This is a genomic window from Sphingobacterium sp. UBA5639 (assembly GCF_002421245.1).
GTDB lineage: Bacteria > Bacteroidota > Bacteroidia > Sphingobacteriales > Sphingobacteriaceae > Sphingobacterium > Sphingobacterium multivorum.
This window is the reverse complement of sequence record NZ_DIJR01000025.1, coordinates 53,603-79,079: the sequence shown is the minus strand read 5'-3', so window position 1 is coordinate 79,079 and position 25,477 is coordinate 53,603. Positions and strand designations below refer to the sequence as shown.

Genomic DNA, 25,477 nt, shown 5'->3' with positions numbered 1-25,477 from the left:
AAATTTAATATTTGTGGCATCCCTTGGCAAAAATGTAAAGATATGAGAGCAATACTTTTTGTAATAGGCTTGTTGCTATCCTTAGGTGGACATGCCAATCAGGGATATGAGGTCAGCGGTAAGGTTGTCGATGCGAATACAGGGACTGCCCTTGCGGGCGTACAGGTTAGCAATGTTGCTACAAAAGCGCTGGTGCGGACCGACGATAAGGGAAACTATCGTATTCAAGTCCTTGACGGTAAAAATACCTTGATTTTTAGTTATATCGGATATCTTGAGCAACGGATAGCGGTCAACCATCGGACAACGATTGATGAGGCCTTGGCGCAACAAAACACCACACTGGATGAAGTTGTGGTGACCGGATCTGAGCGCAGGGCGAAGCGTCAGACGGCGTCGGTGATGAATGTTAATGCAGCTTTGTCAGGGCAAGTATCGGGTCTGTATATTCGAGGGACGGGTTATGTGCCTAATCAGAACCAAGAATCTTATCAAAAAATAAAGGAAAACAAGTTTATCAATCCACGAAAAGAACCTTTATCAACGTTGGCGGCCGATGTTGATGCTGCTTCCTATAGTAACGTACGTCGTTTTATCAATTCAGGAACACTACCTGAAAAAGATGCGGTACGGGTTGAAGAGATGATCAATTACTTTCAGTATCAAGTGGCCGGACCTAAGAATGGCGAACCTGTAAATATCGTCACCGAATTGACCAAGGCACCCTGGAATACTACACATCAGCTCATGCGCGTAACATTAAAGGCGAAAGATATACCGACGGCGAATCTTAAAGCTTCCAATCTGGTGTTTTTGATCGATGTGTCGGGATCAATGATGGGACCGGGGCGTCTGCCTTTGGTGAAAGCTTCGCTGAAGATGTTGGTTGATCAACTACGTGCTGTAGACCATGTTGCCATTGTGACCTATGCTGGATCGGCAGGGGTAAAACTGGAGAGTACGCCCGGTGATGAAAAGATGAAAATTAAATCGGCTATTGAGGAGCTGGAAGCCGGTGGAAGTACGGCTGGAGCTGCAGGAATTAAGAAGGCTTACGAAATTGCGAAGCAACAATTTATCAAAGGTGGAAACAACCGGATTATTTTGGCTAGTGACGGCGATTTCAATGTTGGGGAAAGCAGTGACGAATCGATGGAAGAGCTGATTGCCAAAGAAAGTAAATCGGGGGTTTTCCTCACAGTATTGGGGTATGGCATGGGGAATCTGAAGGATAGTAAGATGGAAATCCTTGCAGACAAAGGGCATGGGAATTATGCGTATATCGACAACATTTCTGAAGCACGAAAAGCGATGGTGACCGAATTCGGGGGAACCTTGTTTACCGTTGCGAAAGATGTCAAGATCCAGGTCGAATTTAATCCCAGTTATGTGCAGGCATACCGTTTAGTGGGGTACGAAAACCGCTTGTTGGAAGCTGAAGATTTCAATGACGATCAAAAGATGGGTGGTGATATGGGGGTAGGTCATGTGGTGACAGCCCTATATGAAATTGTACCGGTCGGTGTGGAGTCTGGGATGGTCGGAACGGTAGACCCCTTAAAATATCAACAACAAGCGGATCCGGTAGCTGAGCGGAGAAATGCTGAACTGGCAACCGTGAAATTTCGGTATAAGGAGCCCGAAGGGGAGAAAAGCAAGTTGCAACAAAAGGTGATAGGAACTACTGTTACGGAATTGAATCGCGTGAGTGAAGATTTACAGTTCGCCACTGCGGTAGCGGAACTTGGTCTATTACTTCGTGATTCTGATTTTAAGCAAAAGGCCAGTTTTGATCAGCTCATCGCGCGCGCAAAAGCTTCCAAAGGCAAAGATGAGGAAGGTTATCGTGCTGAATTTATCCGTATGGCAGAGAATGCACGGGATTTATCGAGATCGAAAGAATAACTAAAAATGGCTAAAGATGAATTTTTCAGTAGCAGCAATCGAAATGCGGCTACTGGAAATAAGTTTAGTTTGTGGGGCAATAAGTAAAAAAGTAAATAAAATCTATATTTTTAGTTCATCAATAAAAGGAACGTATTTTGCTTCTGCTGATTTGCGCTATGTGATATTTGGTGAGTAAGTGCAATCTGAGCGATGTGTTGTTATAGTATATGGAAATAAAAAATGTTAGATAAATGAAGAATTTTTTCTTGTGCTTTCTTTTGGCTATTGGTATTACAGTGCCATCAGTAGCCCAAAATGCGAGCTTGAATAAACAACAGACCATGGCTTATATTAATAAGCTATATAAGGTAGCTTACCGTTATAAGGATACGAAAATTGACACGGTAACGGTAGATGGGAAGGTGTTAACAGTCTTTCTTTCCAGTGGCCAGCATTTTAGAAGTGATATTGCCAAATCAGATGTACTTGTCATTGCAAGAGTAAAATCCGGTTATCAAATTCGATTTAAGTCTTCGCCAAGCACGGATGAAATTTTATGGGCGATCCAAACGGAAGAAGATGCTAAGCGTCTGAAAAATGCATTGGAGCATTTGGTTAAAATCGTAAAGACCGAAAAAAAGACAGATCCTTTTGGAAGTTAAATCGTAATCGGGGATCCGTTGGGTAATAGAATGTTCGGCAAGGTATGAGCTTGCCGAACTGAATAGAGAAAGTAGTAGGACTTGCACATGGATATGTGTTGAGGATTGCTGAGGGGGTAACCAAATGCCTACTAGATATAAAGACGATTGGCTTCATGGCCGAAATTGATGTGGCTGTTGAAACCATCGATTGTAAATCATATCGCTTATACGAAGTAAGCATATTAACATGAATTCGGTGTTAAAATGTTGTTATCTTATTGTGATTAAGTGTGTTGTGTGTTTGTTTTTGAATTATTTTATTTCTCCTGTTGATGAATTTAATTCCCGGAAGGAACTTAATCCTCTTTCTAGGTTTATATTTCCGAGATAGCTGCTATTCATGCTCCGATTAGTTCCGTCAGCTGCAACAAAACCTAGATATAGATGATATGTATCACTTTGGGTTAGTTTCGGTATTTGAATAGATTCTCGCAAATCCATAATGTAATTTTGAAGTAAAACACCTTGTGAAGCGTTTATTGGATTTTCAGGAATGAGGAGTACCAAGGTTCGGAAATCTGTCAGATCCTCGTACAAGAGTTTTTCGGTGTTTTTTAGTTCCCAAGTGATATGGATAGTTTCGTTCAACAATTGAAATGTTGCCCCTGTAATCTCTTCGTCCAAACCTCGGCTTATGGCAATCTTTTCATAATCGATATGAAAACCTTCATCGTCTTGTTGCATGACATGGTGAAGGTTATAGGACATCGCCGCATTAAATGCTGTCATATTTTTGGCGTAGAGGGAAAAACCGAGCCGTATGACTCTCGTGTAAGGACTTAAGAATTGTTGCATAAGTCCAAATTTGTTTCGGTTGTTCACTTCCTTTTCAGAAAGTGCTCTTTTTTTATTCACCCTCGGAAGAGACCTGACATAATTGATCTCTTTCCATTTACAAAAAACAACTGCCCCCACTTTGCCCGAGGGAGGACCATTTACACCCTGTGTTACATTTGCCATAGTATTAAATTAAATGTGTAGGGGTACTAACACACAACGAATAGATAAGTTTAGTTTAATCTATTAAATAATTGTAAATAAGGTGTTACGTAATAGGGAGTTAATAGGTAGTTAAGACGGCTTCATCCGAATGAGGTCCCTATAAGGTCCCTATAAAGTCCCTACCAAATCCCTTTAAGTGCATTATTTTTTTTGGGTGAAATCGCTTATTGATGAGGTGTTGGTAAATTGGTGTTTGCGAAAAAAAAACTTATTTTTACCAATTAAATCACATCGAATTTGACACATCAGGAAAAGTCGAGCCAGATTAGGAGGGAAATAAATCTTTCCTACCAGCAGCTTAAAGGAATGTATCCCATCTTAAAAAGTCAGAACAGTATCGGAATGGCTCTATTCGCACTGGCGATCCTGGCAATTGTCGTTGTATCGATAGCTTGGTTTCGCGCTGTTGTTCCAACTTGGCTTATGATTGTCAGTAATGCGTTTTTTATGGGCGTGTTGCATGAAATAGAGCATGATCTGATTCATTGGCTTTATTTTAAAAGACAAAAGGCAATTCATCATTTTATGCTTTTTAGTGTATGGATATTACGTCCATTGACGGTAAATCCTTGGATACGCAGGACCTTGCATCATCATCATCATAAGTTTTCGGGTACATTACATGATGTTGAGGAACGCAGTGTTACGAATGGCGAGCAGTGGTCGATCAAACGTCTGTTAACAACTCCCGATGTTGTGTTGGGTGGGCTCTTTCGACTGCATCGCATGTTTAACGATATGGACAGCGAGGTGAAAAATGGAAATCTAAAGTTGGAGACTTCTTCAAAACTAAAACGGATTATGTTTTTGAGCATTGTTCCAGTGACGATTTTTGCACATGTGATTTTATATTTCTTTTTTGCAGACCTGTTATTTGGTTGGTTAAGTGAGGTTTTTGAGTTAGATTTGAGTTTTCCACACTATGTTAATAACATGTTGATAAGTCTGCATGGGATCATTTATGTTATTCTATTGCCAAACTTATTACGTCAGTTTTGTTTGCATTTTATTACATCAAACATGCATTATTTTGGTGATGTTGAAGCTGGAAATGTTATTGAGCAGACGCAAGTATTGACAGTTTGGTGGACTTTTCCGATGCAATTGTTTTGTTTCTTTTTCGGTTGGACACATAGCATCCATCATTTTGTCGTCAATGAGACATTTTACGTACGTCATATTGGGCGCAAGAAGGCACAAGAAATTTTGCGCAAGTATGGGGTTCGTTTTAATGATTTGGGAACGTTTAGAAGGGCAAACCGTTTTCGTGAACTTTCCAACAAAGAAGTTTAGTCCTTTTTATTTACCTTTTTTTTACGATAGGTTTTATAGTTACCATGCTGCTGATAGACGAGGGCTCCCTCTTCACAATAGTTGGTTAGATAAACAGAGAATTTGTTGCTTTGGCTCTTGTCAATACCCAATTGGACCAACACTTCCGAAACACGTCGTGCTGCGTGGAAAAAATCCGAATGATAGACGAGGTCATCCAGTTTTTTGCTTAGCGTGATTCTTTCCTGCGCATCAGGAGGTAGGGAATAGGGCGAATTAAAAACAATATCATGCTGAAAAAATACCGTCGGTTGGATTTCCAGGCTGCGGCATAAAGTTAAAAAGTTTGTGAGCGTTAAGTCTTTTCCCTTTTCTATACCATTGAGTGTTCCTGTTGAAATGCCTGTTAGATGGGATAGATCCCGTAGTGAATAATAAAGATCATTTCGTTTCGCGCGAAAGCGTAAACCAATTGTTTCCAGTAATGCTTTGTCTTCATCCGTCATACAACGAATTGAATGACAATTTGCGCAAAATATAGTTCATTATTTTGTTTAAAAATTTGTATTTATTATTTTTTCTTTTATATTTGTTATAACAGATGATTTAATCGGTACTGAGATTTGTTTAGTAAATAGACCCTACGTCACCGTCCTGTGTAAACCAATATAAAAAGTTATTATCTAGTAGCACACAGGCGAATGAAAAACGAAATTATTTAAGCAGATATTGTCAATTTACCTGGCTTCGGTTTCCAAGAATCCGTCAAGTTCCACCGGAGCCGTGGTAAATTGTCGAGTACGTCGGCACAATGACCGAAATTTTGGTCAGATTCTACCAGATTGTGTATGACGACAAAAGTCGACTTGCCCGGCTTCGGTTTCCAAGAATCCGTCAAGTTCCGCCGGAGCTGTGGTGAGTTGCATGGTTGCGGCTATTCGCCTGTTATTGTCCACTCATAAAATAATAAATCAGATAAAACACAATCAACACACATACTGCAATAATAAGTGTACGTTTGAGATTTCGACCGGCAGGTTCATCATCTTTTTCCTCAACGGCAACATCAGGTAGTTTCTCTTCCTGTTTTTGATCGCTATGTTCGGGGGTTTCATATTTATTTTCCATCACTCAACTTGTTTGTTATTGTAAATAGAACAGTTGCAAATTGTAAATCGTTGAGTTGGGTATATTTTTATTCCTATAAAAAAGCATGTTATGGAGCGCTGAGCACGCGACGTGAATAAATAAAACGGTAAAGCATTGTGTTTTTTCGAGTATTTGCATACATTGCGGCTATAATTAACGCGACAAACCTAAACAACCTGTAAACCTGCGTTTACAAATAATTTTGCGTTAAACGAAGTCTGTAATAAATAATTGAGCACTAAATGAAAAGAAGAACTCTTATCGGAACATTGGTAGCTGGATGTATGATGTTGGCTGTTAGTCCAACATTTGCACAACAGAAAGCTGCAAAAAAGGAAATTGGTCTACAGTTATATTCTGTACGTGAAGAAATCGGTAAAAACGCCAATTTCGACCAGATTCTGCAAAAGATCTCAGCATTGGGTTATACAGGAGTGGAAGCTGCTGGATACAAAGATGGTAAATTATATAACTTGAGCCCACAAGAGTTTAAGGCAAAAGTTGAAAAAGCTGGAATGAAGGTGATTTCATCACATGCAACGAAAACGCTATCAGAGAAAGAGTTAAGCTCTGGAGATTTTACAGAATCCCTAAAATGGTGGGACGAATGTATTGCTACGCACAAAGCAGCGGGAATGAAATACATCGTCACGCCTTGGATGGATGTACCTAAAACACTTAAGGATCTGGAAACGCAATGTCGCTACCTGGATGCTGTGGGTGCGAAATGCCGTCAGCAAGGAATCATTTACGGATACCACAACCACTCGCATGAGTTTAGAAAAGTGGAAGATAAAGTGATGTACGATTATATGTTAGAGCATACAAATCCTGAACATGTATTCTTCGAGATGGACGTCTATTGGGCGGTCATGGGGCAAGTTAGTCCGGTTGATTACTTCAATAAATATGCGGGCAGATTCAAGGCTTTGCACATTAAGGACCACCGCGAAATTGGCCAAAGTGGTATGGTCGGTTTCGATGCAATTTTTAACAATTCAAAAGTTGCTGGCCTGCAATATATTTTTGTTGAGCTGGAAGAAACACGTAACGATATTTATACCGGTTTACAACAAAGTATCGATTATCTGAAAAAAGCATCTTTTGTAAAGGCTAGCTACTTAAAATAGCCAAAAATAGGGAGAAAATTGACCCAGTTGAGACAATTCTCCGTTTGATAGATTTATTATTTTTCGTTAACTTGAATGTAATAAAAAGGGATTTTTTATTGAATTAAATTAGACCATATGAAACGGATTATTGTTGCCACAGACTATGCTGAAGAGGCCGAACATGCCTTAAAGTTTATTATGGAAGTTTTTGCAGGAAAAGAATACGAGCTCGTTTTATTTTCTCTTCAAAATCCTTCCATTCATGCAATGAACGCTCGACTTTCTCCCGATTCTATGTTCAAGATTTTTGAACATCAAAGTAAGGTTTTACGACGTAAAGCCGAGGCGATTACGGCCGAAAGTGGTGTTTTGACTATTCCTTATCTTGCGGCAGGTTTGTTTTATGACCAGATGACAAAATGCATCCAGGAGACGAATGCGGATTTGTTGGTGATGGGAATGGCCAAACGTTCCTTTGATCAGGACATGCTGGGGAATACCACCACGGCAGCAATCAGTAAGTTAAAAATACCTATCCTTTCCGTTCCGCTGGGCGCAAAATTTACGGGTCTGGAGCATATTCTTTTTGCCTGTGATATTGTTCGTGGTGTACAAAAGGAAATTCTTGAAAAAGTCAAGGATTTTGCCGCTGAATTTGGTGCGGTACTGGAGGTTCTCAATATTCGAAAAACTGTTGAGCAGCTGAATGAGGAAAAAGGAAAAGAAACACGTGAAACCATCAACGATGTGATGGGAATCGTAAGTTATTACTACAAAAATGTAACCTCCAATGAGGTTGTAAAAGCGATCCGGGACGAAGTAAAAGAGAGCAGTACGGATCTGCTGGTCATGATCCCCTATAAGTACGGTTTTTGGAGCTCATTGACCCACCGGAGTAAAACACGGATGATGGCATCGGGTCTGGATGTTCCTTTACTGACCATCTCGATCTAATTTTTTTTATTATAAAAGCCCAGGTGAACTGAGATCAGCTGGGCTTTATCTTGATTGTACTTATTGAAATAGGGGGAGTATCCTATCCCAAATTTGCTGGTAGGCTTTATTGTCCCGGACGATCCCCTTATCTTCATCATAATAATTAGGTGCATCAAAGCTCCCGCCTTTACGCCTCTCTATTGAAAATATATTTAAAACTATTTTTGCTCTTTTAGCTTGTAAAGGGCTGATCAGGAAGTTGAAAATTAATTTTTCTCCTTCTTTATTGCTTAGGAGATTATTGTTTTCGAGATACGTACTAGTTTGAATAAATCCCGAAGGCCGATCGAGCTGTGCAATAAAATAACCGCTATCCTGAAGCACTTGAATTATCTTGCTGTATGCTGAATCACTTGTGATCGGGATAGTTTTGGTGCGCTCTGGATTTTGTGCCAACAGGGGGCTGGAAAAGAAGAATACATAAGCAATCAGCATCAAGGAGAATTGGATAAAATGTTTCATATTGCCGAATTAAAGATCTTATCTAATGAATACTGTAATTTAACAATTTTATTTTTGATGACGGGTAATTAGATTGTCACGCTGTTATTTAATTCGTATACCTAATATTTTTAGACTACGTTCTTCCTGATCCAAGGTTGCTATATTGGGTAAGTTGGCCCATTCCTTGAAACCCATCTTTTCAAATAATGCGATACTAGGCAAGTTGTGTGCAAAGATAAATCCCAATAAGGTATGTACGCCTAAACCTGGGGCTTTATCAATGCAGTACTGGAGAATCTGTTTACCCAGGCCCCGGCCGCGTTGCTGTTCGTCCAAATAGATACTAATTTCTACTGTTGCATCATAAGCTGGACGACCATAGAAAGATTGAAAACTTACCCAGCCAAGTACCTGGCTATTTACATCTTCTATCATCCACAGGGGTCTTTTCGAAGCGTTGTGTTCGTCAAACCATTTTTGTCTACTGGCGACAGATACGGGACTAGTGTCTGCTGTGACCATGCGAGAGGCTATGGTAGAATTGTATATTTCTACGATGCGTGGTAAATCTTGTTGCGTGGCGTCACGAAATTTTAATTGATTCATGGTTTGTACTGTTTATTTGTTGTTTGGACGACGCTGATATTCTGTCCGAAGATAGCTTGTGTTGCGAAGAACAAGCAGATAAAAAGAATTAATTTCATGTAGATCGGCTGTATCGTAAATTTGTTTTTGTCAAACTTAGATAAATTGCTTTTTATATGCAATACAATACAGATCATAAAAGTAACAATTCGAGCATGTATGACATTTCTTTTTGTGCGTTGACTGGCTTGTAAGTTGTCGTTTATAAGGATCACTGCAGTAAAGCACACGATTTCTGTGTTTTATGAGTAAAATTTACACTAATTTGAACAAATATTTCACTATATAGTGTTATTTTTTTCTCATCTTAGATTATTCAAAGATATCTCATTAGCGTTACTGATGATAAATCTTAGCGAAATAGCCTGTCTTTTCGTTTCGTTATACAGGAATTTTTCTATGCGGGAATTTTTCACCAGGTTCCGGTCGCCATAAAATCACTAAAAAATTATCAAAGAAGGATCCAGGAAAGAGATGGGCTAAGCAGCTACGCTGATAGCTACTTTTTGAACACAACGAATCAATTATGAACGAATTGCAAGCTGTACCTACAATCCGAATCCGTTCAATGGATGTTATGCGTGGTCTTACGCTATTCCTGATGTTATTTGTTAATGACCTGTTTATTCCAGCTGTGCCTAAATGGTTGGTTCATACAGAAGCAGATGAGGACGGAATGGGGTTGGCGGACTGGGTTTTCCCGGGATTTCTTTTTATGGTTGGAGTGGCTGTTCCTTATGCTGTGGCAGCCCGGGAAAAGTTAGGATCGTCGACAACGGTTATTTTTGTTCATATGCTGATCAGAACATTAAGTTTATTGCTTATTGGGGTATTGATATTGAATGGTTCGCGAGTTGATCCACAGCTGACGGGAATGTCGCATTTGTTGTGGTTGGGACTGCTGTATGTATTCGTTTTTCTGATTTGGAATCATTATCCGAAAGATTCTACCTATCCGCTCTTTTTTAAGGGGATGCGTCTTGTTGGTGTAGTGGGTATTATTTATCTCGTATACATGTTTAAAGCCTCTGATGGAAAGGGGCTGGAAGTAGGATGGTGGGGGATTTTAGGGCTGATTGGATGGGGATATTTTGCCGCGGCTTCTATTTTCTTGTTGAGTCGGGGTAGGATAATCGTTGTTGTATGTGGCTGGCTGATATTTTTTCTGCTCAATATTTTGGCTCACACCGAATTAAAAATTGAACTTTCTGGCATTGGACGGTATCTGCATGTCCTATTATCCGGTAATATACCCTGTATTGTGTTAGCCGGAACACTTGTGGGAATGCTTATGAAACGATATGCGGCAACGCCGCGCATCTTGTTGCGTATCTTGTTTCTCCTTGCCACGATCTGGCTGGCTATGGGTTTTGTTTTGCGTTTTTGGTTTATTTTATCCAAAATCCATGGTACGCCGAGTTGGGCATTGGTTTGTTGCGGGATTAGCGTATTGCTTTTGATACCGCTTTATTATTTCATAGACGTGAAAGGCTACCAGCGGGGTATGCGGGTTTTTGAGGAGGCTGGAAAGAACTCATTAACGACCTATCTTGCTCCCGATCTAATCTACTTTATCTGCTGGGGTTTTCATCTTCCCCTGTTCTTCTATAAACAATCGGAGTATATGGGCTTAGCTATTGCCGGTTCATTGCTTTGGGCTTTTGCGATGTTGTGGTATGCGATCTTGCTGAAGAAGCTACCTATTTATCTGAAACTGTAGGTCGCCCATAAGCATCGAATGCGCATACTTTAACGATCATATTTTAGGACAATCAATATCATCTTGAAACAAAATAAAAAGCTATTATGGAATCTAAATTGAAATCAATACTTAGCCAGACCTTCACTGTTCTGTTATTGACTTTATTATTGTACCCTAGTGTAAGTCGTGCACGAGCAAAAAACAAAAAAGTTGTTATCGCCTATGTCACCTCCTGGTCTAAAGTGATGCCTGATCCGACCTATCTGACGCATATCAATTATGCCTTTGCACATGTCAGCGATAGCTTTGATGGCCTGCGTATAGATAATGAATCTAGATTGAAAGCTATTACGGATCTTAAGAAAGCACATCCACATCTAAAGGTATTGTTGTCCGTTGGCGGCTGGGGAAGCGGCCGGTTTAGCGAAATGGCCGCTGATGAAATGAATCGGCAGAAGTTTGCCAAAGACTGCTTGCGTGTGGTGCGGGAGTTTAATCTTGATGGTATTGACATCGACTGGGAATATCCAACGAATTCTTCTGCCGGGATTTCGTCTTCTTTAGCCGATACGGAAAATTTCACCTTGCTCATGCACGATATTCGCAAGGCTATCGGTAAGAAGAGACTGTTGACTTTAGCTTCTGTGGCGAGCGGTAAGTATATTGCTTTTGACAAGATTGAGAAGGATGTGGATTTTGTGAATATCATGACTTATGATTCGGGACACCCGCCGTACCATCATGCGAGTTTGCATCGTTCCGCTATGTCGGGTGGTACAACCTGTGTGGAGGCTGTAAAGGCGCATGTCGAAGGCGGTATGCCTGTAGAAAAATTGGTGCTGGGAATTCCATTCTATGGCCGGGGCAATAAAACTGATGTCAAAGGTTTTATCGATTATAAAGATCTGCTTGCGTTGCAGGACTTTGAACAGAAATGGGACGATGAAGCGAAAGCACATTATCTTGTCAACGATAAAGGGGAGTTTGTGTTGACCTATGAAACGCCAGAGTCGATTGCATTTAAATGCGATTACGTACATAGGACGGGGCTGCTCGGTGCGATGTATTGGGAATACGCGGGAGATACAGCAGGTGGTGTCTTACGGGATGCGGTCAACAAAGGTATTCTGCAATAAACAACAAAGCCGAACTTAAAGTTCGGCTTTGTTGTTTGTGGAGCTGGAGAGATTCGAACTCTCGTCCAGTCATGGTACTGTATACGCTTTCTACATGTTTAGCTTCTCTTTAATTGTCGGGCGAGGGAAGGTGAGTCGCCTACCTATACCGTACGCCGTAGTTGCTGTTTCTCACAAGTGCTTAGCAACATCACACTTGCCAGTTCTATTGTTCGATGCCCCGAATGTTAAACCAAAGAACAGGATCTAACGGGACAAATAGCTATGTTAAGTCTAACTTAAGCAGCTAAGGCGTAGTTTTCTTCGCCAGTTATAATTCTGAAAGTTCAGATTAAAGTGCTCTACTAACAACGCACTACATGCTTACATAACCGTCTCCATCCTGTCAATTCCGGTCAACCCCAATTATGTCCTACAAAGGTACTATTTTTTTGCTAAATGGGCAAGATATACGCGATTCTTGTTTAATGCCCTGGTTTTGAATGGAAAACAAATGACGCTTTATAAAATTACTTAGGATCAGGTATGGCCAGAATAAAACCTATGGAATTCGTGAAATATTAATGTTGCTTGCAATTATACAGTGCGAAATAAAAGTTATTTGATCGGCTGAATGCTCGGTATTTTCACAGGGACTTTTATAGGCAAGGAAGTTCTTGGTATACCTATGTTTCCAATAAAAAAGCTGGATTTTACATCCAGCTTTTTTATAATTTAATCAATCCAGTTATTTGATCAATCCAGCTCTTTTCAATAGGGGTTCTACCGAAGGTTCCTGTCCGCGGAAGCGTTTGTATAGCACCATTGGATGTTCGGTTCCACCTTTTGAAAGAATATTATCCTTGAATTTAGTCGCGATTTCCTTATTGAAAATACCGTTTTGTTTAAAGTAGTCAAATGCATCGGCATCCAGGACTTCGGCCCATTTATAGCTGTAATAGCCTGAAGAATAACCGCCATTGAAAATATGGGAGAAAGCGGTACTCATGGCATTTTCCTTGACATCGGGATAGAGTTTTGTTGAGGCAAACTGTTCGTCTTCGAATGCTTTCAGATCCGAGATCGAAGTTGGATCCTGTCCATGCCAGCCCATATCCAATAGCACAAAGCTCAATTGGCGCATAGTCGCCATCCCCTCAAGAAAGGACGCGCTTTCGCGGATCTTTTCGACAAGTTCCATCGGGATCACTTCGCCAGTTTCATAGTGTTTGGCAAATAGCTCAAGGGCTTCTTTTTCATAGCACCAGTTTTCCATCACCTGACTCGGTAACTCGACAAAATCCCAATACACAGATGTTCCGGATAGTGTAGGATAAGTGCTGTCAGCGAGCATACCATGTAGGGCGTGTCCGAATTCGTGAAATAATGTTGTCACTTCCTGAAAGGTCAACAGCGAAGGTTTTGACGCTGTAGGACGCGTAAAATTGCAGACAATAGAGACATGAGGACGTTCTTGTTTACCATCTTGAATGTACTGTGGTTTGAAAGAGGTCATCCATGCCCCATTTCTCTTGCCCTTACGCGGGAAGAAATCGGCATAGAAGATAGCCACTAATTCACCATTGTCTTTACTGACTTCAAATGTTTGTACTTCTTCGTGGTAGGTATCTATTGTATCGACTTCTTTGAAGTTGATGCCAAACAAACGATGCGCTACTTCGAAAGCGCCTTGTAAGACATTTTCGAGTTTGAAATAAGGTTTGAGCTTTTCATCCTCCAGATTAAAGCGTTCTTGTTTCAGCTTTTCGGCATAATAGGCGCCATCCCATTTTTCCAGTTGGTCTATGCCATGTAAGTTTTTTGCAAATTGGGATAATTCTGCAAATTCTTTTACTGCTGCTGGTTTCGCTTTTCCCAGTAGGTCGTTTAGAAATTCCTTGACTTTGCCTGGGTCTTGTGCCATACGTTCGGCAAGGACAAAGTCGGCATGGGTAGCGTAGCCTAATAATTTGGCCCGTTCGAAGCGAAGTTTTACAATTTTAAGGACATTGTCCACGTTGTTGTGCTCGTTATCTTGAAATCCTTTGCGGCCTGCCGCGAGGGTAATTTCTTTGCGAAGTTCCCGATTGTCGGCATACGTGACAAAAGGAAGGTAGCTTGGAAAATCCAGGGTAAAAAGCCAGCCTTCTTTTTCGTTGGCTTTAGCCAGAGCATGTGCAGCTTCTATGGCACCCTCTGGAAGTCCGGCAAGATCTTTTTCGTCTGTTACCAACAGCTGGTAGGCATTGGTTTCGGCGAGGACGTTCTCGCCGAATTTCAATTTTAAAAGCGATAGCTCGGCATCTATTTCGCGGAGTTTTCCTTTTTGTTCATCATTCAAAAGAGCTCCGTTGCGTACAAAATCCTTATAGGATTTTTCCAATAGAGTCGTTTGTTCTGCCGTCAATGTCAGTTGATCTTTCTGATCGTATACAGCCTTAACTCGTTTGAAAAGATCGAAATTTAAGGTGATATCATTTCCTAAAGCAGATAATTTTGGGGCTACATCCTGTGCGATTTTTTCAAGATCGGCGTTGGTTTCAGCGGAATGAAGATTGAAAAAGATGTTGGACAAGCGGTCTAGTGTTTGTCCTGAGTAAGACATCGCAGCGATCGTATTGTCGAACGTTGCCGTTTCGGGATTGTTGACGATTGCATCGACTTCATCTTTTGTCTGCTGAATAGCTTCATCAAATGCGGGAATATAATCTTCGTTTTTTATCTGTGAAAACGGAGCCGTGTCGTGCTGCGTTTTAAATTTCTCTGTTAAAATACTCATAGGAGTAAATGTAATAAATATTTATTTCAAGCGATAGCATCTACTTAAATTATGGAGCTGAGATGATATTTGACCGAATCGGCGTTTAAGCTGTGTCGAAAACGTATGGGGAATTGGCACTGCATAAAAAAAGAGCTCCTATGAGCTCTTTTTTTATATTGGGATAAGCGACTAGGCTAGTTTTCCTAATGCTTCCTTGATTCTTTTTAAAGCTTCGATCAAACTTTCATCTGAAGCTGCATAGGACAAACGGATGTAGTTGTCGTTACCGAATGAATCTCCACCTACAGTGGCTACGTGACCAACATTCAATAAGTACAATGCCAAATCAGATGAGTTTTTAATGACATTACCATCTTGGTCTTTTTTACCAAAGAACGAAGAGATTTCAGGGAAGAAATAGAATGCACCCTCTGGTAGATTTGTTCTTACACCTGGGATTTCACTCAATAGATCGTATACCAATTGGCGACGACGAGCGAAAGCTTCTTTCATTTTGTTGACAGATTCTAATCCTTGTTCATAAGCGACGATACCCGCACGTTGAGAAATTGAACAGGTACCTGAGGTTGTCTGTCCTTGTAATTTATCATTTGCGGCGGCAATGGTTTTGTTAGCAGCGATATAACCTAAACGCCATCCCGTCATTGCAAATGCTTTTGAAAAACCATTGATGATGATCACTCTATCTTTGATGCTTTCAAATTGTGCGATGGATTCGTGTTTGTCTACAAAGTTGATATGTTCGTAGATCTCATCGGATAGGATAAATACCTGCGGATGTTTTTCGAAAACTTCAGCTAATGCAGCCAATTCATCTTTGCTGTAAACTGTTCCAGTAGGGTTGTTTGGTGAAGAGAACATGAACAATTTGGTTTTTGGTGTAATTGCCGCTTCCAATTGTGCTGGTGTAATCTTAAAGTTATTGTCGATCTCTGTATTGATAAATACCGATTTTCCTTCTGCTAAAACGACCATTTCGGAGTATGATACCCAATAAGGTGTTGGGATAATTACCTCATCACCGGGGTTGATCAAAGTCAAAATTACATTAGACAGGGATTGTTTTGCACCTGTAGAAACAACAATTTGAGAGATATCATAATCTAAATTGTTTTCTGTCTTCAACTTGTTTACAATTGCCTGGCGCAATTCAGGGTATCCCGGTACCGGCGAATAACGCGTCCAGTTTTCATCTAGGGCTTTCTTCGCTGCATCCTTTACATGCTCAGGGGTGTTGAAATCAGGTTCACCTACGCTAAGACTAATTACATTAACGCCTTTTGCTGCTAATTCGCGGCCCAACTTGGTCATTTTAAGTGTAGCCGATTCGGACAAATTATTTATCCTGTCTGATAAGTATGATGATGTGCTCATGGTAAGACAAAGATATTACATACGTTGCAAATAATCTTCTTTATTTTTGAGAATTTACAAAGAAAAGTAGCTCTTTTATTGGGCTTTTTTAACAAAAGGGCTATTGAAGCGATTTAGCACAGTTATTTAATTGATCCCCGACGTTGGATGTTCAAAACTAATCGTTCTGATTTGTCGTTATATCTTTACCTTTGCGCTCACAAAAATGTTGACTAGTCCTCATTTCATCATTTGCTCATAAACGGTTCATATAAAAGATAAGCATCATGTCAAGACAAAGAAGATTGGTTTTATTATCGCTTTTTACGGGAATAGGTCTGATGATTGTGAAGTTTTTTGCCTACTTCTTAACGGACTCCAGTGCAATCTTTACAGATGCGGCAGAGAGTATTGTTAATGTGATTGCTTCGGGTTTTGCATTTTATAGTATTTATCTTTCGGCACAGCCTAAGGATGAGAATCATCCTTACGGGCATGGTAAAGTGGAGTTCTTTTCGGTGTTTTTGGAAGGTGGACTTATTTTCATCGCTGGAGCCATTATCTTAGCCAAGGCTTGTTACAATCTTTTCTTTCCTGCAGCGTTAACACACCTCGAACAAGGGATTTATCTGATTGGTATTACATCTGTGCTAAATTTTGCTGTCGGATTCTATATCATGAAGCGCGGGCGTGCATTGGGCTCCATTACCTTGGTGGCAGATGGAAAACATCTGCAGGTCGATGCCTATAGTACGGTCGGATTGATACTGGGGTTATTGTTGATGAAACTGACCGGTTTCCTGTGGATCGATGTAGTCATCTCCATTGTATTGGGGCTTTTTATTCTCTTCAATGGTTATAAGCTACTTCGCCAATCGATCGGTGGATTGATGGATGAATCGGATACAGCACTCGTGCAGGATGTTGTTGAAATCTTGGAGCGCAATCGGAAAGATGAATGGATTGATGTCCATAATCTTCGTGTACAGCGCTATGGGAACGAACTCCATGTAGATTGCCATCTCACACTTCCCCGTTACCTTGACCTTACCCAGGTGCACGATGAAATTTCTGCTGTGGATAAGATTGTCAATAAGGAGATGTCGGTACGAACCGAATTTTTTGTTCATGCGGATCCTTGTCTTCCACAGTGCTGCCAGTATTGTCAGGTCAACAATTGCCCAATTCGTACGGAGCAATTTCGGGTAAGAATTTCTTGGGATACGGAAAATGTTACGCGGAATCAAAAACATTTTTTATATGCTATTGCCGAATAGGGAATACTGTTTCTTTCTCCTAATTAACAGGCATACGGTATCTCTGATTTCTTCATGTATAGTAAACTAAAAAAAAGCTAGGTTATATAAATATATATAAAAAAAGGTATCTTTGCCTTTTAGCAAAAGAGTTTAAAAATCCTATATGAAGCACATTCGTAATTTCTGTATTATTGCGCATATTGACCATGGCAAAAGTACTTTGGCAGACCGCCTTTTAGAGTATACCAATACCATCAGTCAGCGTGAGGCACAGGCACAATTACTTGATAATATGGATTTGGAACGTGAACGTGGTATTACGATCAAGAGTCACGCCATCCAAATGAATTATAAAAGAGATGGTCAGGAATATATCTTGAACCTGATCGATACCCCGGGACACGTGGATTTTTCTTATGAGGTGTCGCGTTCAATTGCTGCCTGCGAGGGCGCTTTATTGATCGTTGATGCATCTCAAGGTATTCAGGCCCAAACGATTTCAAATTTATATCTGGCGTTGGAACATGATTTGGAAATTATCCCGATCCTCAACAAAATGGATCTTCCAGGTGCTATGCCAGAAGAAGTCAAAGATCAGATTGTGGATTTGATCGGTGGTGACCGTGATGCGATTATTCCTGCATCCGGTAAAACAGGTCTTGGGGTTCCGGATATTTTGGAAGCTATTGTAGACCGTATTCCACATCCTGTGGGTGATCCTGACGGACCTTTGCAAGCCTTGATTTTTGACTCTGTTTTCAACTCATTCCGTGGTATCATGGCTTATTTTAAAGTTGAAAATGGTGAAATCCGTAAAGGCGACCGCGTGAAATTTGTTGCCACTGGGAAAGAATATTTTGCCGATGAAATTGGGACGCTGAAGTTGAATCAAGTACCCAAAGAAGTCATTAAGACCGGTGATGTTGGTTATATTATCTCTGGAATTAAGGAGGCACGTGAAGTGAAAGTGGGGGATACCATTACGCATAAAGATCGTCCTTGTTCTGAGGCTATCCAAGGGTTTGAAGAGGTGAAACCGATGGTCTTTGCGGGTATTTATCCTGTAGATACGGAAGATTACGAGGAGTTGCGTGAATCTATGCACCGTTTGCAGCTGAACGATGCTTCTTTGGTGTTTGAACCAGAGTCGTCAGCAGCCCTGGGGTTCGGCTTCCGTTGTGGGTTCTTGGGTATGCTTCACATGGAGATTATTCAGGAGCGCCTCGAGCGCGAGTTTGATATGACGGTTATCACGACAGTTCCCAACGTATCTTATAAGGCCTATATGACCAAAGATAAAGAGGAAGTGATCGTACATAATCCTTCAGATCTACCGGATCCAAGTAAATTGGATTCAATCGAAGAGCCCTATATCAAAGCTAATATTATTACGAAATCGGATTTCGTAGGACCAATTATGTCTCTTTGTATCCAGAAACGTGGTACGATCATGAATCAGCATTATTTGACGTCAGATCGTGTTGAATTGGTTTTTGAAATGCCAATGGGAGAAATTGTATTTGACTTTTATGATAAGTTGAAAACAATCTCTAAAGGTTATGCTTCATTTGATTACCACCAGATTGGTTATCGCAAGTCAGACTTGGTCAAATTGGATATCCGATTGAACGATGAACCTGTAGATGCCCTGTCGTCGTTAATTCACAGAAGTAACGCCTATGATTTTGGTAAAAAGATCTGTGAAAAACTAAAAGAACTGTTACCACGTCAACAATTTGAAATTCGTATTCAAGCGTCAATCGGCGCAAAGATCATCGCACGTGAGACGATCTCCGCTTTACGTAAAGATGTTACAGCAAAATGTTATGGTGGTGACATCTCCCGGAAGCGTAAGCTTTTGGAGAAACAGAAGAAAGGTAAGAAACGCATGCGTCAGGTTGGGAACGTAGAGATTCCGCAATCTGCATTTATGGCGGTATTGAAATTAGATTAATCAAAATAACACTATAATAAAGGAGCTCTTGGGCTCCTTTTAAATACAATAAAATCTCCTAAACATGAATCTATTAGATGGTAAACTAGTTTCCGAAAAAATTAAAGAGCAAATTGCGTTAGATGCGGCTGAATTTACGACACAGACTGGCCGCAAACCTCATCTGGTTGCTATCCTTGTGGGGAATGATGGTGGTAGCGAAACCTATGTGGCCAGCAAAATGCGCAACTGTCAACTGGTCGGTTTTGAATCAACAAACATTCGTTATGATGAAAACATTACCGAGGATGAATTGATCGCTAAGGTCAAAGAAATCAATCAGGATGAGTCTATTGACGGTTTGATTGTTCAGCTGCCTTTACCAAAACATATTGATCCGGATAAAGTTACCGAAGCAATTGATTACCGCAAAGATGTGGATGGTTTCCACCCAATCAACCTCGGGCGCATGCAACGTAATCTTCCTTGTTTTATTCCAGCAACACCATATGGTATTATGCTGATGTTGGAATATTATAAGATCGATACTGCAGGCAAGCACGCCGTTGTGGTTGGAAGAAGCAATATCGTAGGATCGCCAATGAGTATCTTACTAGCACGTAATTCCAATCCAGGTAATTGTACAGTGACATTAACACATAGTCGTACAAAAGATCTTAAAACGGAGGTTCTGAGAGGCGACATCGTTGTTGCAGCAATTGGTAAGAAAAATTTTGTTACGGCCGACATGGTTAAAGACGGTGCAGTAGTGATCGATGTGGGTATCAATAGAGAAACTTCTACAGCAACGAAATCTGGTTTTAAGTTATATGGGGATGTTGATTTTGAAAATGTTGCTCCTAAGGCCTCGTGGATTACACCTGTACCAGGGGGCGTAGGTTTGATGACGATTGTTGGTTTATTGAAAAATACGCTCGAAGCTGCGAAAGGAACGATCTATCCAAAGCAATAATTTTGTCTATTTGGCATAGAAGTTGTAAATTGATGTATGCGCGCTCTGATGAGCCGTTGAAAACTACACTCATAAATCAATTTATAATGAAAAAAATTGCACTTTTAGCAGTCGTAGCAGGAGCATTGGTTATGTCTTCTTGCAACAATTCGGAGAAAAAAGACACTACAGCGACAGATTCGGCACAAACAGTCGGTGAGCATGTAGATGCGGCGATCGCAGATTTAAAAAATGCGGAAGAAAATGCGCGTTTGAAAGCAGAACAAGCAAAAAAGGATCTGGATGAAGCTATCGCAAAAGGTGATAAAGCAGCTGAAGAAAAAGCTCGCGCTGCTTCTGAAGAAGCTAATACTGCCTGGGAAAAAACCAAGGCTGCGCTACGTAATGCCGGCGAGGATGTAAAAGAGGGATTGAAAGATGCAAAAGATGCGACAGTGGATGCAACGAACACGGCTGTTGATAAAACAAAGGATGCTGCAAAAGATGTCGCTGACGGTACGAAGAAAGTTGCAAATGATGTTGCGACTGGAACGAAAGAGGCCGCTAAAGATGTAAAAGATGCTTCCAAAAAAGTAGGTGACGATATTAGCCGGAAAGCAAAAAATGTAGGTGAAGCGTTAAAGAATTAGTCGACGTATTTCATTTTAAAGATAGGGAAGGTGGGCACTTTTTTGAGTGCCCACCTTTTTTATATCATATCGTTATCATATTGACTTCAATATGCTTATTGGTAATAATCCCATAACAATTTGGAGAGCTTACGGGTAAGTGCCTCTGCTTCATTTGTTTTACCCCAGCTTTTGTCCGTGTTGTTCTTGGTGAAAATACTGAAAACGTAATCTCCTTTCGGCGCATTGACCAAAATGACCTCATTGCGTACGTCATCTAAAGAGCCTGTTTTTGAAGCTGTTTTGATAGTGGAAGGGATTTGCGATAGCCCTCTCTCGTCATAGAACATGTTGCCCATAAAACGATACATCTGATCGGAAGATTTTGAGGACACAACTTTGCCTTGTCGGATTAGTGTGACCAAGTCGGCCATTTCTTTTGGTGTAGTCTGGCCCCAGCCATATTTTTCCCAATCTGGTTTCCGCCCCTCTGTCTGCGAGTTGACACGTGTATGGGGCAGTTGAAGGCTACTCATTAATTGATTGATTGCGATACCTCCTCCTGCTAGCTTTTGATTCCAAATGCTGGTTACATTATCACTATACGATAGCATAAGTGCGACCAAGGTTTTCAGGTCAACTTGTGTACTATCCTTAAAGAACTGCATCAGTCCTGAGCCACCATAGCGTTGACTCGAACGGTAGAGTAGTTGCTGATCAAGTTGTAGTTCACCTTTTTCAATTTTATCAAAGATACCGACTAAAATGGGGATTTTGACAATGCTTGCTGTAGGGAAAATGCTGTCGCCCTGAATGTTGACTTCTTTATTTTTTTTAAGATGGTGTACATAAATGCCAACATCGCCTTGAAAACCCTGAATGAGCTGTTTTATCTGTGATTCGAGTTTTTTATCGGTAGCGGCTTTTTGTCCAAAGGACAGTAATGATAAGAATAGTAACGTAAATGATAGGAATATTTTGTGCATTGTGAAGTTATAATGTATGTTAAATGTGGTGGATAATAGTTATTTTTATTTTTTATAGGGCTTAAGTTATGAAATATCCATGATTCGTACGCATAAACATCGCTGAAAAATAAACTGGATATTCTAGTATGGACATTGAAAGACTGGTTTTTGACTATGAAGTTATTTATGATTTTGATCGGTTGTAAGCCGAAAAATAGACGAACAGAACAGCATGACATTTTCTTTGGCATTGGGAATGAGCTCAAGGATTTTGTTGATCCCATTAAAGATTTTTGGCCTGAGGCTGATGGTAAAATCCATATTGATGCCTACCGTATTGTCCATAAGATCGGGGAATATGAAATTAAGGTTACTGAAAGGGGGAATGGACAGGCTGTTGATTCGGAAGTGAAATTGTTTTTTGTTAATTTAGGGGGATACAAACCGAATGAATTTGATGAGTTCCATTACAAAGAGCTTATTGTTGCATCGAGTTTGGCCAAGGCTACTGAAAAGGCAAAACGGACTGTTTTTTGGAAGCACCACAGTTCGGCACACATCGATGATAAGTATGGTTTGGATGTTGATGATATTTATGAGATCGAAGATTTGCTATTACCTCGTGATAAAGAGCAGTATAGTATTCAAATTACCCCAAAGACCGGTTTGGAAGAAGATACCATTGCGAATGGCTATTTTAAACTGAGCGCGTTATAGAGGGAATGCGCTATTCGATTTCTTAAACATAAAAAAGGCTTCTCTATAAAGAAGCCTTTTTTATGTTTAACCAGCTTATTGTTGGTTCTGATGTTGTTTTCTAATGACACTATGTTTTTTGCCGTATACAAAATAAATCAATAAGCCTATACCAAGCCAGACGGCCAAACGCTCCCAGCTTTCTATTGGCAATGAAGCCATCATTAAAATACAGACCAAGATTCCCATGATCGGAACGAAAGGAACCAGTGGTGTTTTAAATGGGCGCTCCAAATTGGGGTCTGTTTTACGTAGTACTAAAATACCCACACATACGAGGGTGAAGGCAAATAAGGTACCGATACTTACCATATGGCCAAGGTCTGAAACTGGAACGAAACCTGCGAATATACTGACGAATACCATGAAAATAGCGTTTGTTTTCCAAGGAGTCTGTCTTTTGGATAAGTCTGAGAATATCTTTGGAAGCAAACCATCCTTACTCATCGAATAAAATACGCGGCTCTGACCAAGTAACATCACGAGAATAACTGAAGTGTATCCTGCAATAATCGTAATAATCAACGCTGTATTTAAGAAATGGTAGCCTGTTCTGGCAAAAGCTGTCGCAACTGGCTTAGCGTCCCCCTTAAACATCGTGTAATGTTCGATTCCGGTCATTACGTAGGAGAATAAAACATACAAAAGTGTACAGATTATTAATGAACCGATGATACCTATAGGCATACCTTTTTTTGGATTTTTTGCTTCTTGGGCAGCTGTACTCACCGCGTCAAAACCGATGAATGCAAAAAATACAACGCCTGCAGCACGCAATACACCGCTGATGCCAAAGTGGCCAAAGTCATCACTCTTTAGAAATGACCAGAAGCTTTGTTGCCCACTTTTTACAAGCTCTTCACCTGCATTTACAGGAATAAATGGATCGTGGTTTGCAGGATTGATAAAACTCCAACCCAAGGCGATAAAAATCAATACGACGCCGACTTTTAGAATTACCAAAATATTGTTTACACGGGATGATTCCTGTGTGCCACGCATCAGCAATAGCGAGAGTAAACAAACAATAATGATCGCAGGTAAGTTAACCACGCCACCTTCCCAAGGGCCTTTGAGTAGGGTATCGGGGAGTTGGATGTGGAATATCATCAGGAGCTGGTTGAAATATTGGGACCAGCTGACGGCTACTGTAGCTCCTGCTAGTGCATATTCGAGGACGAGATCCCAGCCGATAATCCAGGCGACAAATTCACCCATTGTGGCATAGGAATACGTGTAAGCACTTCCTGCAACAGGAATCATAGAGGCAAATTCGGCATAACAAAGACCTGCGAACCCACAGCCTACTGCTGCGATAATGAAAGATAGGATAACAGCTGGCCCTGCATTTTCAGCAGCGGCAATTCCTGTTAGGGAGAAAAGTCCTGCCCCAATGATGGCCCCAACACCGAGGGCGATAAGGCCCGAGCTGGACAGTGTCCTCTTTAGCGTGTGTTCACCATTTTCATTTGCTTCAGCAATGAGTTGAGGAATCGATTTTTTAAATAGCATAGGATTAATTCTTTACGATTATTTAGCTTTTTAATTGTTTAATTAATGTCAAATATAAATGATCTCAATGAAAAAAGGGAAGATTGCTCCTCCCTTTTGTAATAAAATCTGAATCAAATGCTTGTTTGGGTACTAATATGCTGCTGTAAAGCGTTTATTGAGGAATTGTTTGTTCTCAATTTCGTCTGCTATTGCTACAGCAAGATCCTCTACTGATAACCTAGATCGACCTTCCTGGTCAAATACAGGAGCATCAAGGCCTGTACGGTATTTTCCTGTACGGGTTCCACCAGCATGGGAATTCATTTCTATAGCAGGACTAAACATGGTCCAGGTAAGTTGATCTTCTTTTTGGATGGTTTTCAGGTAATCTGCTGCAGCTAAAGCCCCAGGTTTAATTTCTTTTGGAAAATCCGGTGAATCGACCAGTCTATTTCCATCAATCAATAAACTTCCTGCACCACCAATAACAATGAAACGATTGATACCGGCATCCTTAACAGCCTGTTGGATTGCCAATGCACCTTTTGTAAAATCTTCATAAAGATTAGGGTTGGTCCATCCGGCATTGAAAGCTGAAACAACAACATCAACACCTTTTAGAGCAGAAACCAATTGATTATTATCATTGATATCTACTTGGAGTTTGGTTACTTTTTCAGTCGATGGAATATTTTCGGTGTGGCGGGCGATTGCAACGACGTCATAGTTGCGGTCTACCAATTCTTTTACGAGATGAGATCCTACGTATCCTGTGGATCCAATTACTGCTACTTTCATGTTTCCTTTAATTAAATGTTTTGCTAAAATCAGCTAGGGTTATCTTTTCCAAACGCTGTACAATATCAGTGTCGACTTCCTGATACAGATCCTGGAGTTTGGAGTTGATATTTTTGCCAACAACACAGGCCGGATTGGGATTGTTAAATTTCCCGCCGAAATCGCTTTGCTTGGTGCTGATATAAATATCAGCCAAGGTAATCGTTGGATTCTCGGGATTTATGCGAATACCGCCGCCCTTACCTTCTTTACTCGTGAGTAAAGATGCTGTTTTAAGAGATGCAATTTCTTTGCGAACCACACTTGCATTGACCTGAATGCTTGACGCAATATATTCAGAAGAAAGCCATTGATTTGCCTCCTCTAACTGTGCCAGAACCATAATGTGTAATGCTGTTGCGAACCTCAAGTTGTGTAACATCCTATGCTGATTTTTCTAAATTATAACACAAAGTAACAGAAAAGGTTTTAAACTGAAATAAAAATTATTACAGTTTAAAACCTTCTGACAATCACGTGATAAAA

General features: G+C 40.5%; 24 protein-coding genes and 1 other RNA gene. 13 read left to right on the top strand and 12 right to left on the bottom strand.

From position 1 onward, the window contains the following. Nucleotides 1-42 precede the first annotated feature (42 nt). Genes B4Z90_RS15155 through B4Z90_RS15145 form a run of 3 tightly spaced genes read left to right on the top strand, consistent with a single transcriptional unit; the run spans nt 43 to nt 2,549 of the window. A complete protein-coding gene (locus B4Z90_RS15155) occupies nt 43-1,905 on the top strand; it encodes a vWA domain-containing protein (RefSeq protein ID WP_286802681.1) in 1,863 nt (620 codons plus the stop codon). A 16-nt stretch (nt 1,906-1,921) separates the two neighbouring features. Further along, entirely contained in the window at nt 1,922-2,083 is a 162-nt protein-coding gene (locus B4Z90_RS15150) for a hypothetical protein (protein ID WP_159333293.1), read from the top strand. A gap of 55 nt (nt 2,084-2,138) precedes the next feature. Beyond that, entirely contained in the window at nt 2,139-2,549 is a 411-nt protein-coding gene (locus tag B4Z90_RS15145; protein ID WP_070565800.1) for a hypothetical protein, read from the top strand. A 294-nt stretch (nt 2,550-2,843) separates the two neighbouring features. On the opposite strand, the gene B4Z90_RS15140 is transcribed toward B4Z90_RS15145, so the two are convergent. After that, the gene (locus B4Z90_RS15140) at nt 2,844-3,551 is read right to left on the bottom strand and encodes a DUF6266 family protein (RefSeq protein WP_070565802.1); all 708 of its coding nucleotides are present in this window, start codon (nt 3,549-3,551) and stop codon (nt 2,844-2,846) included. Between the two features lie 279 nt (nt 3,552-3,830). Between B4Z90_RS15140 and B4Z90_RS15135 the strand changes: the two genes are divergently transcribed. Next, a complete protein-coding gene (locus B4Z90_RS15135) occupies nt 3,831-4,886 on the top strand; it encodes a fatty acid desaturase (RefSeq protein WP_083295925.1) in 1,056 nt (351 codons plus the stop codon). On the opposite strand, the gene B4Z90_RS15130 is transcribed toward B4Z90_RS15135, so the two are convergent. Together B4Z90_RS15130 and B4Z90_RS15125 are read right to left on the bottom strand one after the other, a co-directional pair. Continuing rightward, a complete protein-coding gene (locus tag B4Z90_RS15130; protein WP_070565806.1) occupies nt 4,883-5,371 on the bottom strand; it encodes a helix-turn-helix domain-containing protein in 489 nt (162 codons plus the stop codon). The genes B4Z90_RS15135 and B4Z90_RS15130 overlap by 4 nt on opposite strands. A gap of 439 nt (nt 5,372-5,810) precedes the next feature. Continuing rightward, nucleotides 5,811-5,993 carry a hypothetical protein gene (locus B4Z90_RS15125; protein WP_070565808.1) on the bottom strand — a complete coding sequence of 61 codons (183 nt, stop codon included), beginning with the start codon at nt 5,991-5,993 and terminating at the stop codon, nt 5,811-5,813. A gap of 263 nt (nt 5,994-6,256) precedes the next feature. Here B4Z90_RS15125 and B4Z90_RS15120 point away from each other — a divergent pair, with 263 nt between their 5' ends. Together B4Z90_RS15120 and B4Z90_RS15115 are read left to right on the top strand one after the other, a co-directional pair. After that, the gene (locus B4Z90_RS15120) at nt 6,257-7,144 is read left to right on the top strand and encodes a sugar phosphate isomerase/epimerase family protein (protein ID WP_070565810.1); all 888 of its coding nucleotides are present in this window, start codon (nt 6,257-6,259) and stop codon (nt 7,142-7,144) included. A gap of 117 nt (nt 7,145-7,261) precedes the next feature. Continuing rightward, nucleotides 7,262-8,080 (top strand): universal stress protein, encoded by an 819-nt coding sequence (locus tag B4Z90_RS15115; protein WP_070565812.1) that lies wholly within the window; start codon nt 7,262-7,264, stop codon nt 8,078-8,080. A gap of 60 nt (nt 8,081-8,140) precedes the next feature. Here B4Z90_RS15115 and B4Z90_RS15110 read toward each other — a convergent pair whose 3' ends face one another. Both B4Z90_RS15110 and B4Z90_RS15105 read right to left on the bottom strand, forming a co-directional pair. Further along, nucleotides 8,141-8,584, bottom strand: coding sequence for a hypothetical protein (locus tag B4Z90_RS15110; RefSeq protein WP_070565814.1), 444 nt, complete (start codon nt 8,582-8,584; stop codon nt 8,141-8,143). An 84-nt stretch (nt 8,585-8,668) separates the two neighbouring features. Continuing rightward, the gene (locus B4Z90_RS15105; protein ID WP_070565816.1) at nt 8,669-9,172 is read right to left on the bottom strand and encodes a GNAT family N-acetyltransferase; all 504 of its coding nucleotides are present in this window, start codon (nt 9,170-9,172) and stop codon (nt 8,669-8,671) included. 565 nt (nt 9,173-9,737) lie between these two features. Here B4Z90_RS15105 and B4Z90_RS15100 point away from each other — a divergent pair. Continuing rightward, nucleotides 9,738-10,931: a DUF5009 domain-containing protein gene (locus tag B4Z90_RS15100; RefSeq protein WP_070565818.1), complete on the top strand. Its 1,194-nt coding sequence runs from the start codon at nt 9,738-9,740 to the stop codon at nt 10,929-10,931. Between the two features lie 86 nt (nt 10,932-11,017). Next, on the top strand, nt 11,018-12,049 hold the full coding sequence (locus tag B4Z90_RS15095) for a glycoside hydrolase family 18 protein (RefSeq protein WP_070565820.1): 1,032 nt from the start codon (nt 11,018-11,020) through the stop codon (nt 12,047-12,049). Between the two features lie 35 nt (nt 12,050-12,084). On the opposite strand, the gene ssrA is transcribed toward B4Z90_RS15095, so the two are convergent. From ssrA to B4Z90_RS15080, 3 genes are all read right to left on the bottom strand, one after another. After that, nucleotides 12,085-12,452, bottom strand: a transfer-messenger RNA (tmRNA) gene (ssrA, locus tag B4Z90_RS15090). A 324-nt stretch (nt 12,453-12,776) separates the two neighbouring features. Further along, nucleotides 12,777-14,807 (bottom strand): M3 family metallopeptidase, encoded by a 2,031-nt coding sequence (locus B4Z90_RS15085; RefSeq protein ID WP_286802680.1) that lies wholly within the window; start codon nt 14,805-14,807, stop codon nt 12,777-12,779. A gap of 171 nt (nt 14,808-14,978) precedes the next feature. Continuing rightward, nucleotides 14,979-16,184 carry a pyridoxal phosphate-dependent aminotransferase gene (locus B4Z90_RS15080; RefSeq protein WP_236560274.1) on the bottom strand — a complete coding sequence of 402 codons (1,206 nt, stop codon included), beginning with the start codon at nt 16,182-16,184 and terminating at the stop codon, nt 14,979-14,981. Nucleotides 16,185-16,450: 266 nt separating this feature from the next. Here B4Z90_RS15080 and B4Z90_RS15075 point away from each other — a divergent pair, with 266 nt between their 5' ends. The 4 genes from B4Z90_RS15075 to B4Z90_RS15060 all read left to right on the top strand — a co-directional run bounded on the left by B4Z90_RS15075 (nt 16,451) and on the right by B4Z90_RS15060 (nt 20,957). Continuing rightward, nucleotides 16,451-17,440: a cation diffusion facilitator family transporter gene (locus tag B4Z90_RS15075; RefSeq protein WP_046672393.1), complete on the top strand. Its 990-nt coding sequence runs from the start codon at nt 16,451-16,453 to the stop codon at nt 17,438-17,440. 145 nt (nt 17,441-17,585) lie between these two features. Continuing rightward, the gene (lepA, locus tag B4Z90_RS15070; protein ID WP_046672392.1) at nt 17,586-19,376 is read left to right on the top strand and encodes a translation elongation factor 4; all 1,791 of its coding nucleotides are present in this window, start codon (nt 17,586-17,588) and stop codon (nt 19,374-19,376) included. Between the two features lie 64 nt (nt 19,377-19,440). Continuing rightward, on the top strand, nt 19,441-20,328 hold the full coding sequence (locus B4Z90_RS15065; protein ID WP_046672391.1) for a bifunctional 5,10-methylenetetrahydrofolate dehydrogenase/5,10-methenyltetrahydrofolate cyclohydrolase: 888 nt from the start codon (nt 19,441-19,443) through the stop codon (nt 20,326-20,328). An 86-nt stretch (nt 20,329-20,414) separates the two neighbouring features. Continuing rightward, nucleotides 20,415-20,957: a hypothetical protein gene (locus B4Z90_RS15060; RefSeq protein ID WP_070566155.1), complete on the top strand. Its 543-nt coding sequence runs from the start codon at nt 20,415-20,417 to the stop codon at nt 20,955-20,957. 95 nt (nt 20,958-21,052) lie between these two features. Here the strand turns inward: B4Z90_RS15060 and B4Z90_RS15055 are convergent, their stop codons facing one another. Continuing rightward, entirely contained in the window at nt 21,053-21,922 is an 870-nt protein-coding gene (locus B4Z90_RS15055) for a serine hydrolase (protein ID WP_070566153.1), read from the bottom strand. A gap of 156 nt (nt 21,923-22,078) precedes the next feature. On the opposite strand from B4Z90_RS15055, the gene B4Z90_RS15050 reads away from it, so the two are divergent. Further along, nucleotides 22,079-22,621, top strand: a complete 543-nt coding sequence (locus B4Z90_RS15050; protein WP_046672388.1) for a DUF1543 domain-containing protein — start codon at nt 22,079-22,081, stop codon at nt 22,619-22,621. A 75-nt stretch (nt 22,622-22,696) separates the two neighbouring features. Here the strand turns inward: B4Z90_RS15050 and B4Z90_RS15045 are convergent, their stop codons facing one another. From B4Z90_RS15045 to B4Z90_RS15035, 3 genes are all read right to left on the bottom strand, one after another. Then, the gene (locus B4Z90_RS15045) at nt 22,697-24,172 is read right to left on the bottom strand and encodes an amino acid permease (protein ID WP_046672387.1); all 1,476 of its coding nucleotides are present in this window, start codon (nt 24,170-24,172) and stop codon (nt 22,697-22,699) included. Between the two features lie 132 nt (nt 24,173-24,304). After that, nucleotides 24,305-24,952, bottom strand: a complete 648-nt coding sequence (locus B4Z90_RS15040; protein ID WP_070566149.1) for an NAD(P)-dependent oxidoreductase — start codon at nt 24,950-24,952, stop codon at nt 24,305-24,307. A gap of 7 nt (nt 24,953-24,959) precedes the next feature. Further along, nucleotides 24,960-25,373, bottom strand: coding sequence for an RrF2 family transcriptional regulator (locus tag B4Z90_RS15035; RefSeq protein WP_112375580.1), 414 nt, complete (start codon nt 25,371-25,373; stop codon nt 24,960-24,962). Nucleotides 25,374-25,477 lie beyond the last annotated feature (104 nt).

Coding starts and splice junctions, on each gene's coding strand:
- B4Z90_RS15155 (WP_286802681.1), top strand. CDS start 43: ATGAGAGCAATACTTTTTGTAATAGGCTTGTTGCTATCCTTAGGTGGA.
- B4Z90_RS15150 (WP_159333293.1), top strand. CDS start 1,922: ATGAATTTTTCAGTAGCAGCAATCGAAATGCGGCTACTGGAAATAAGT.
- B4Z90_RS15145 (WP_070565800.1), top strand. CDS start 2,139: ATGAAGAATTTTTTCTTGTGCTTTCTTTTGGCTATTGGTATTACAGTG.
- B4Z90_RS15140 (WP_070565802.1), bottom strand. CDS start 3,551: ATGGCAAATGTAACACAGGGTGTAAATGGTCCTCCCTCGGGCAAAGTG.
- B4Z90_RS15130 (WP_070565806.1), bottom strand. CDS start 5,371: ATGACGGATGAAGACAAAGCATTACTGGAAACAATTGGTTTACGCTTT.
- B4Z90_RS15125 (WP_070565808.1), bottom strand. CDS start 5,993: ATGGAAAATAAATATGAAACCCCCGAACATAGCGATCAAAAACAGGAA.
- B4Z90_RS15120 (WP_070565810.1), top strand. CDS start 6,257: ATGAAAAGAAGAACTCTTATCGGAACATTGGTAGCTGGATGTATGATG.
- B4Z90_RS15115 (WP_070565812.1), top strand. CDS start 7,262: ATGAAACGGATTATTGTTGCCACAGACTATGCTGAAGAGGCCGAACAT.
- B4Z90_RS15110 (WP_070565814.1), bottom strand. CDS start 8,584: ATGAAACATTTTATCCAATTCTCCTTGATGCTGATTGCTTATGTATTC.
- B4Z90_RS15105 (WP_070565816.1), bottom strand. CDS start 9,172: ATGAATCAATTAAAATTTCGTGACGCCACGCAACAAGATTTACCACGC.
- B4Z90_RS15100 (WP_070565818.1), top strand. CDS start 9,738: ATGAACGAATTGCAAGCTGTACCTACAATCCGAATCCGTTCAATGGAT.
- B4Z90_RS15095 (WP_070565820.1), top strand. CDS start 11,018: ATGGAATCTAAATTGAAATCAATACTTAGCCAGACCTTCACTGTTCTG.
- B4Z90_RS15085 (WP_286802680.1), bottom strand. CDS start 14,807: ATGAGTATTTTAACAGAGAAATTTAAAACGCAGCACGACACGGCTCCG.
- B4Z90_RS15080 (WP_236560274.1), bottom strand. CDS start 16,184: ATGAGCACATCATCATACTTATCAGACAGGATAAATAATTTGTCCGAA.
- B4Z90_RS15075 (WP_046672393.1), top strand. CDS start 16,451: ATGTCAAGACAAAGAAGATTGGTTTTATTATCGCTTTTTACGGGAATA.
- lepA (WP_046672392.1), top strand. CDS start 17,586: ATGAAGCACATTCGTAATTTCTGTATTATTGCGCATATTGACCATGGC.
- B4Z90_RS15065 (WP_046672391.1), top strand. CDS start 19,441: ATGAATCTATTAGATGGTAAACTAGTTTCCGAAAAAATTAAAGAGCAA.
- B4Z90_RS15060 (WP_070566155.1), top strand. CDS start 20,415: ATGAAAAAAATTGCACTTTTAGCAGTCGTAGCAGGAGCATTGGTTATG.
- B4Z90_RS15055 (WP_070566153.1), bottom strand. CDS start 21,922: ATGCACAAAATATTCCTATCATTTACGTTACTATTCTTATCATTACTG.
- B4Z90_RS15050 (WP_046672388.1), top strand. CDS start 22,079: ATGAAGTTATTTATGATTTTGATCGGTTGTAAGCCGAAAAATAGACGA.
- B4Z90_RS15045 (WP_046672387.1), bottom strand. CDS start 24,172: ATGCTATTTAAAAAATCGATTCCTCAACTCATTGCTGAAGCAAATGAA.
- B4Z90_RS15040 (WP_070566149.1), bottom strand. CDS start 24,952: ATGAAAGTAGCAGTAATTGGATCCACAGGATACGTAGGATCTCATCTC.
- B4Z90_RS15035 (WP_112375580.1), bottom strand. CDS start 25,373: ATGTTACACAACTTGAGGTTCGCAACAGCATTACACATTATGGTTCTG.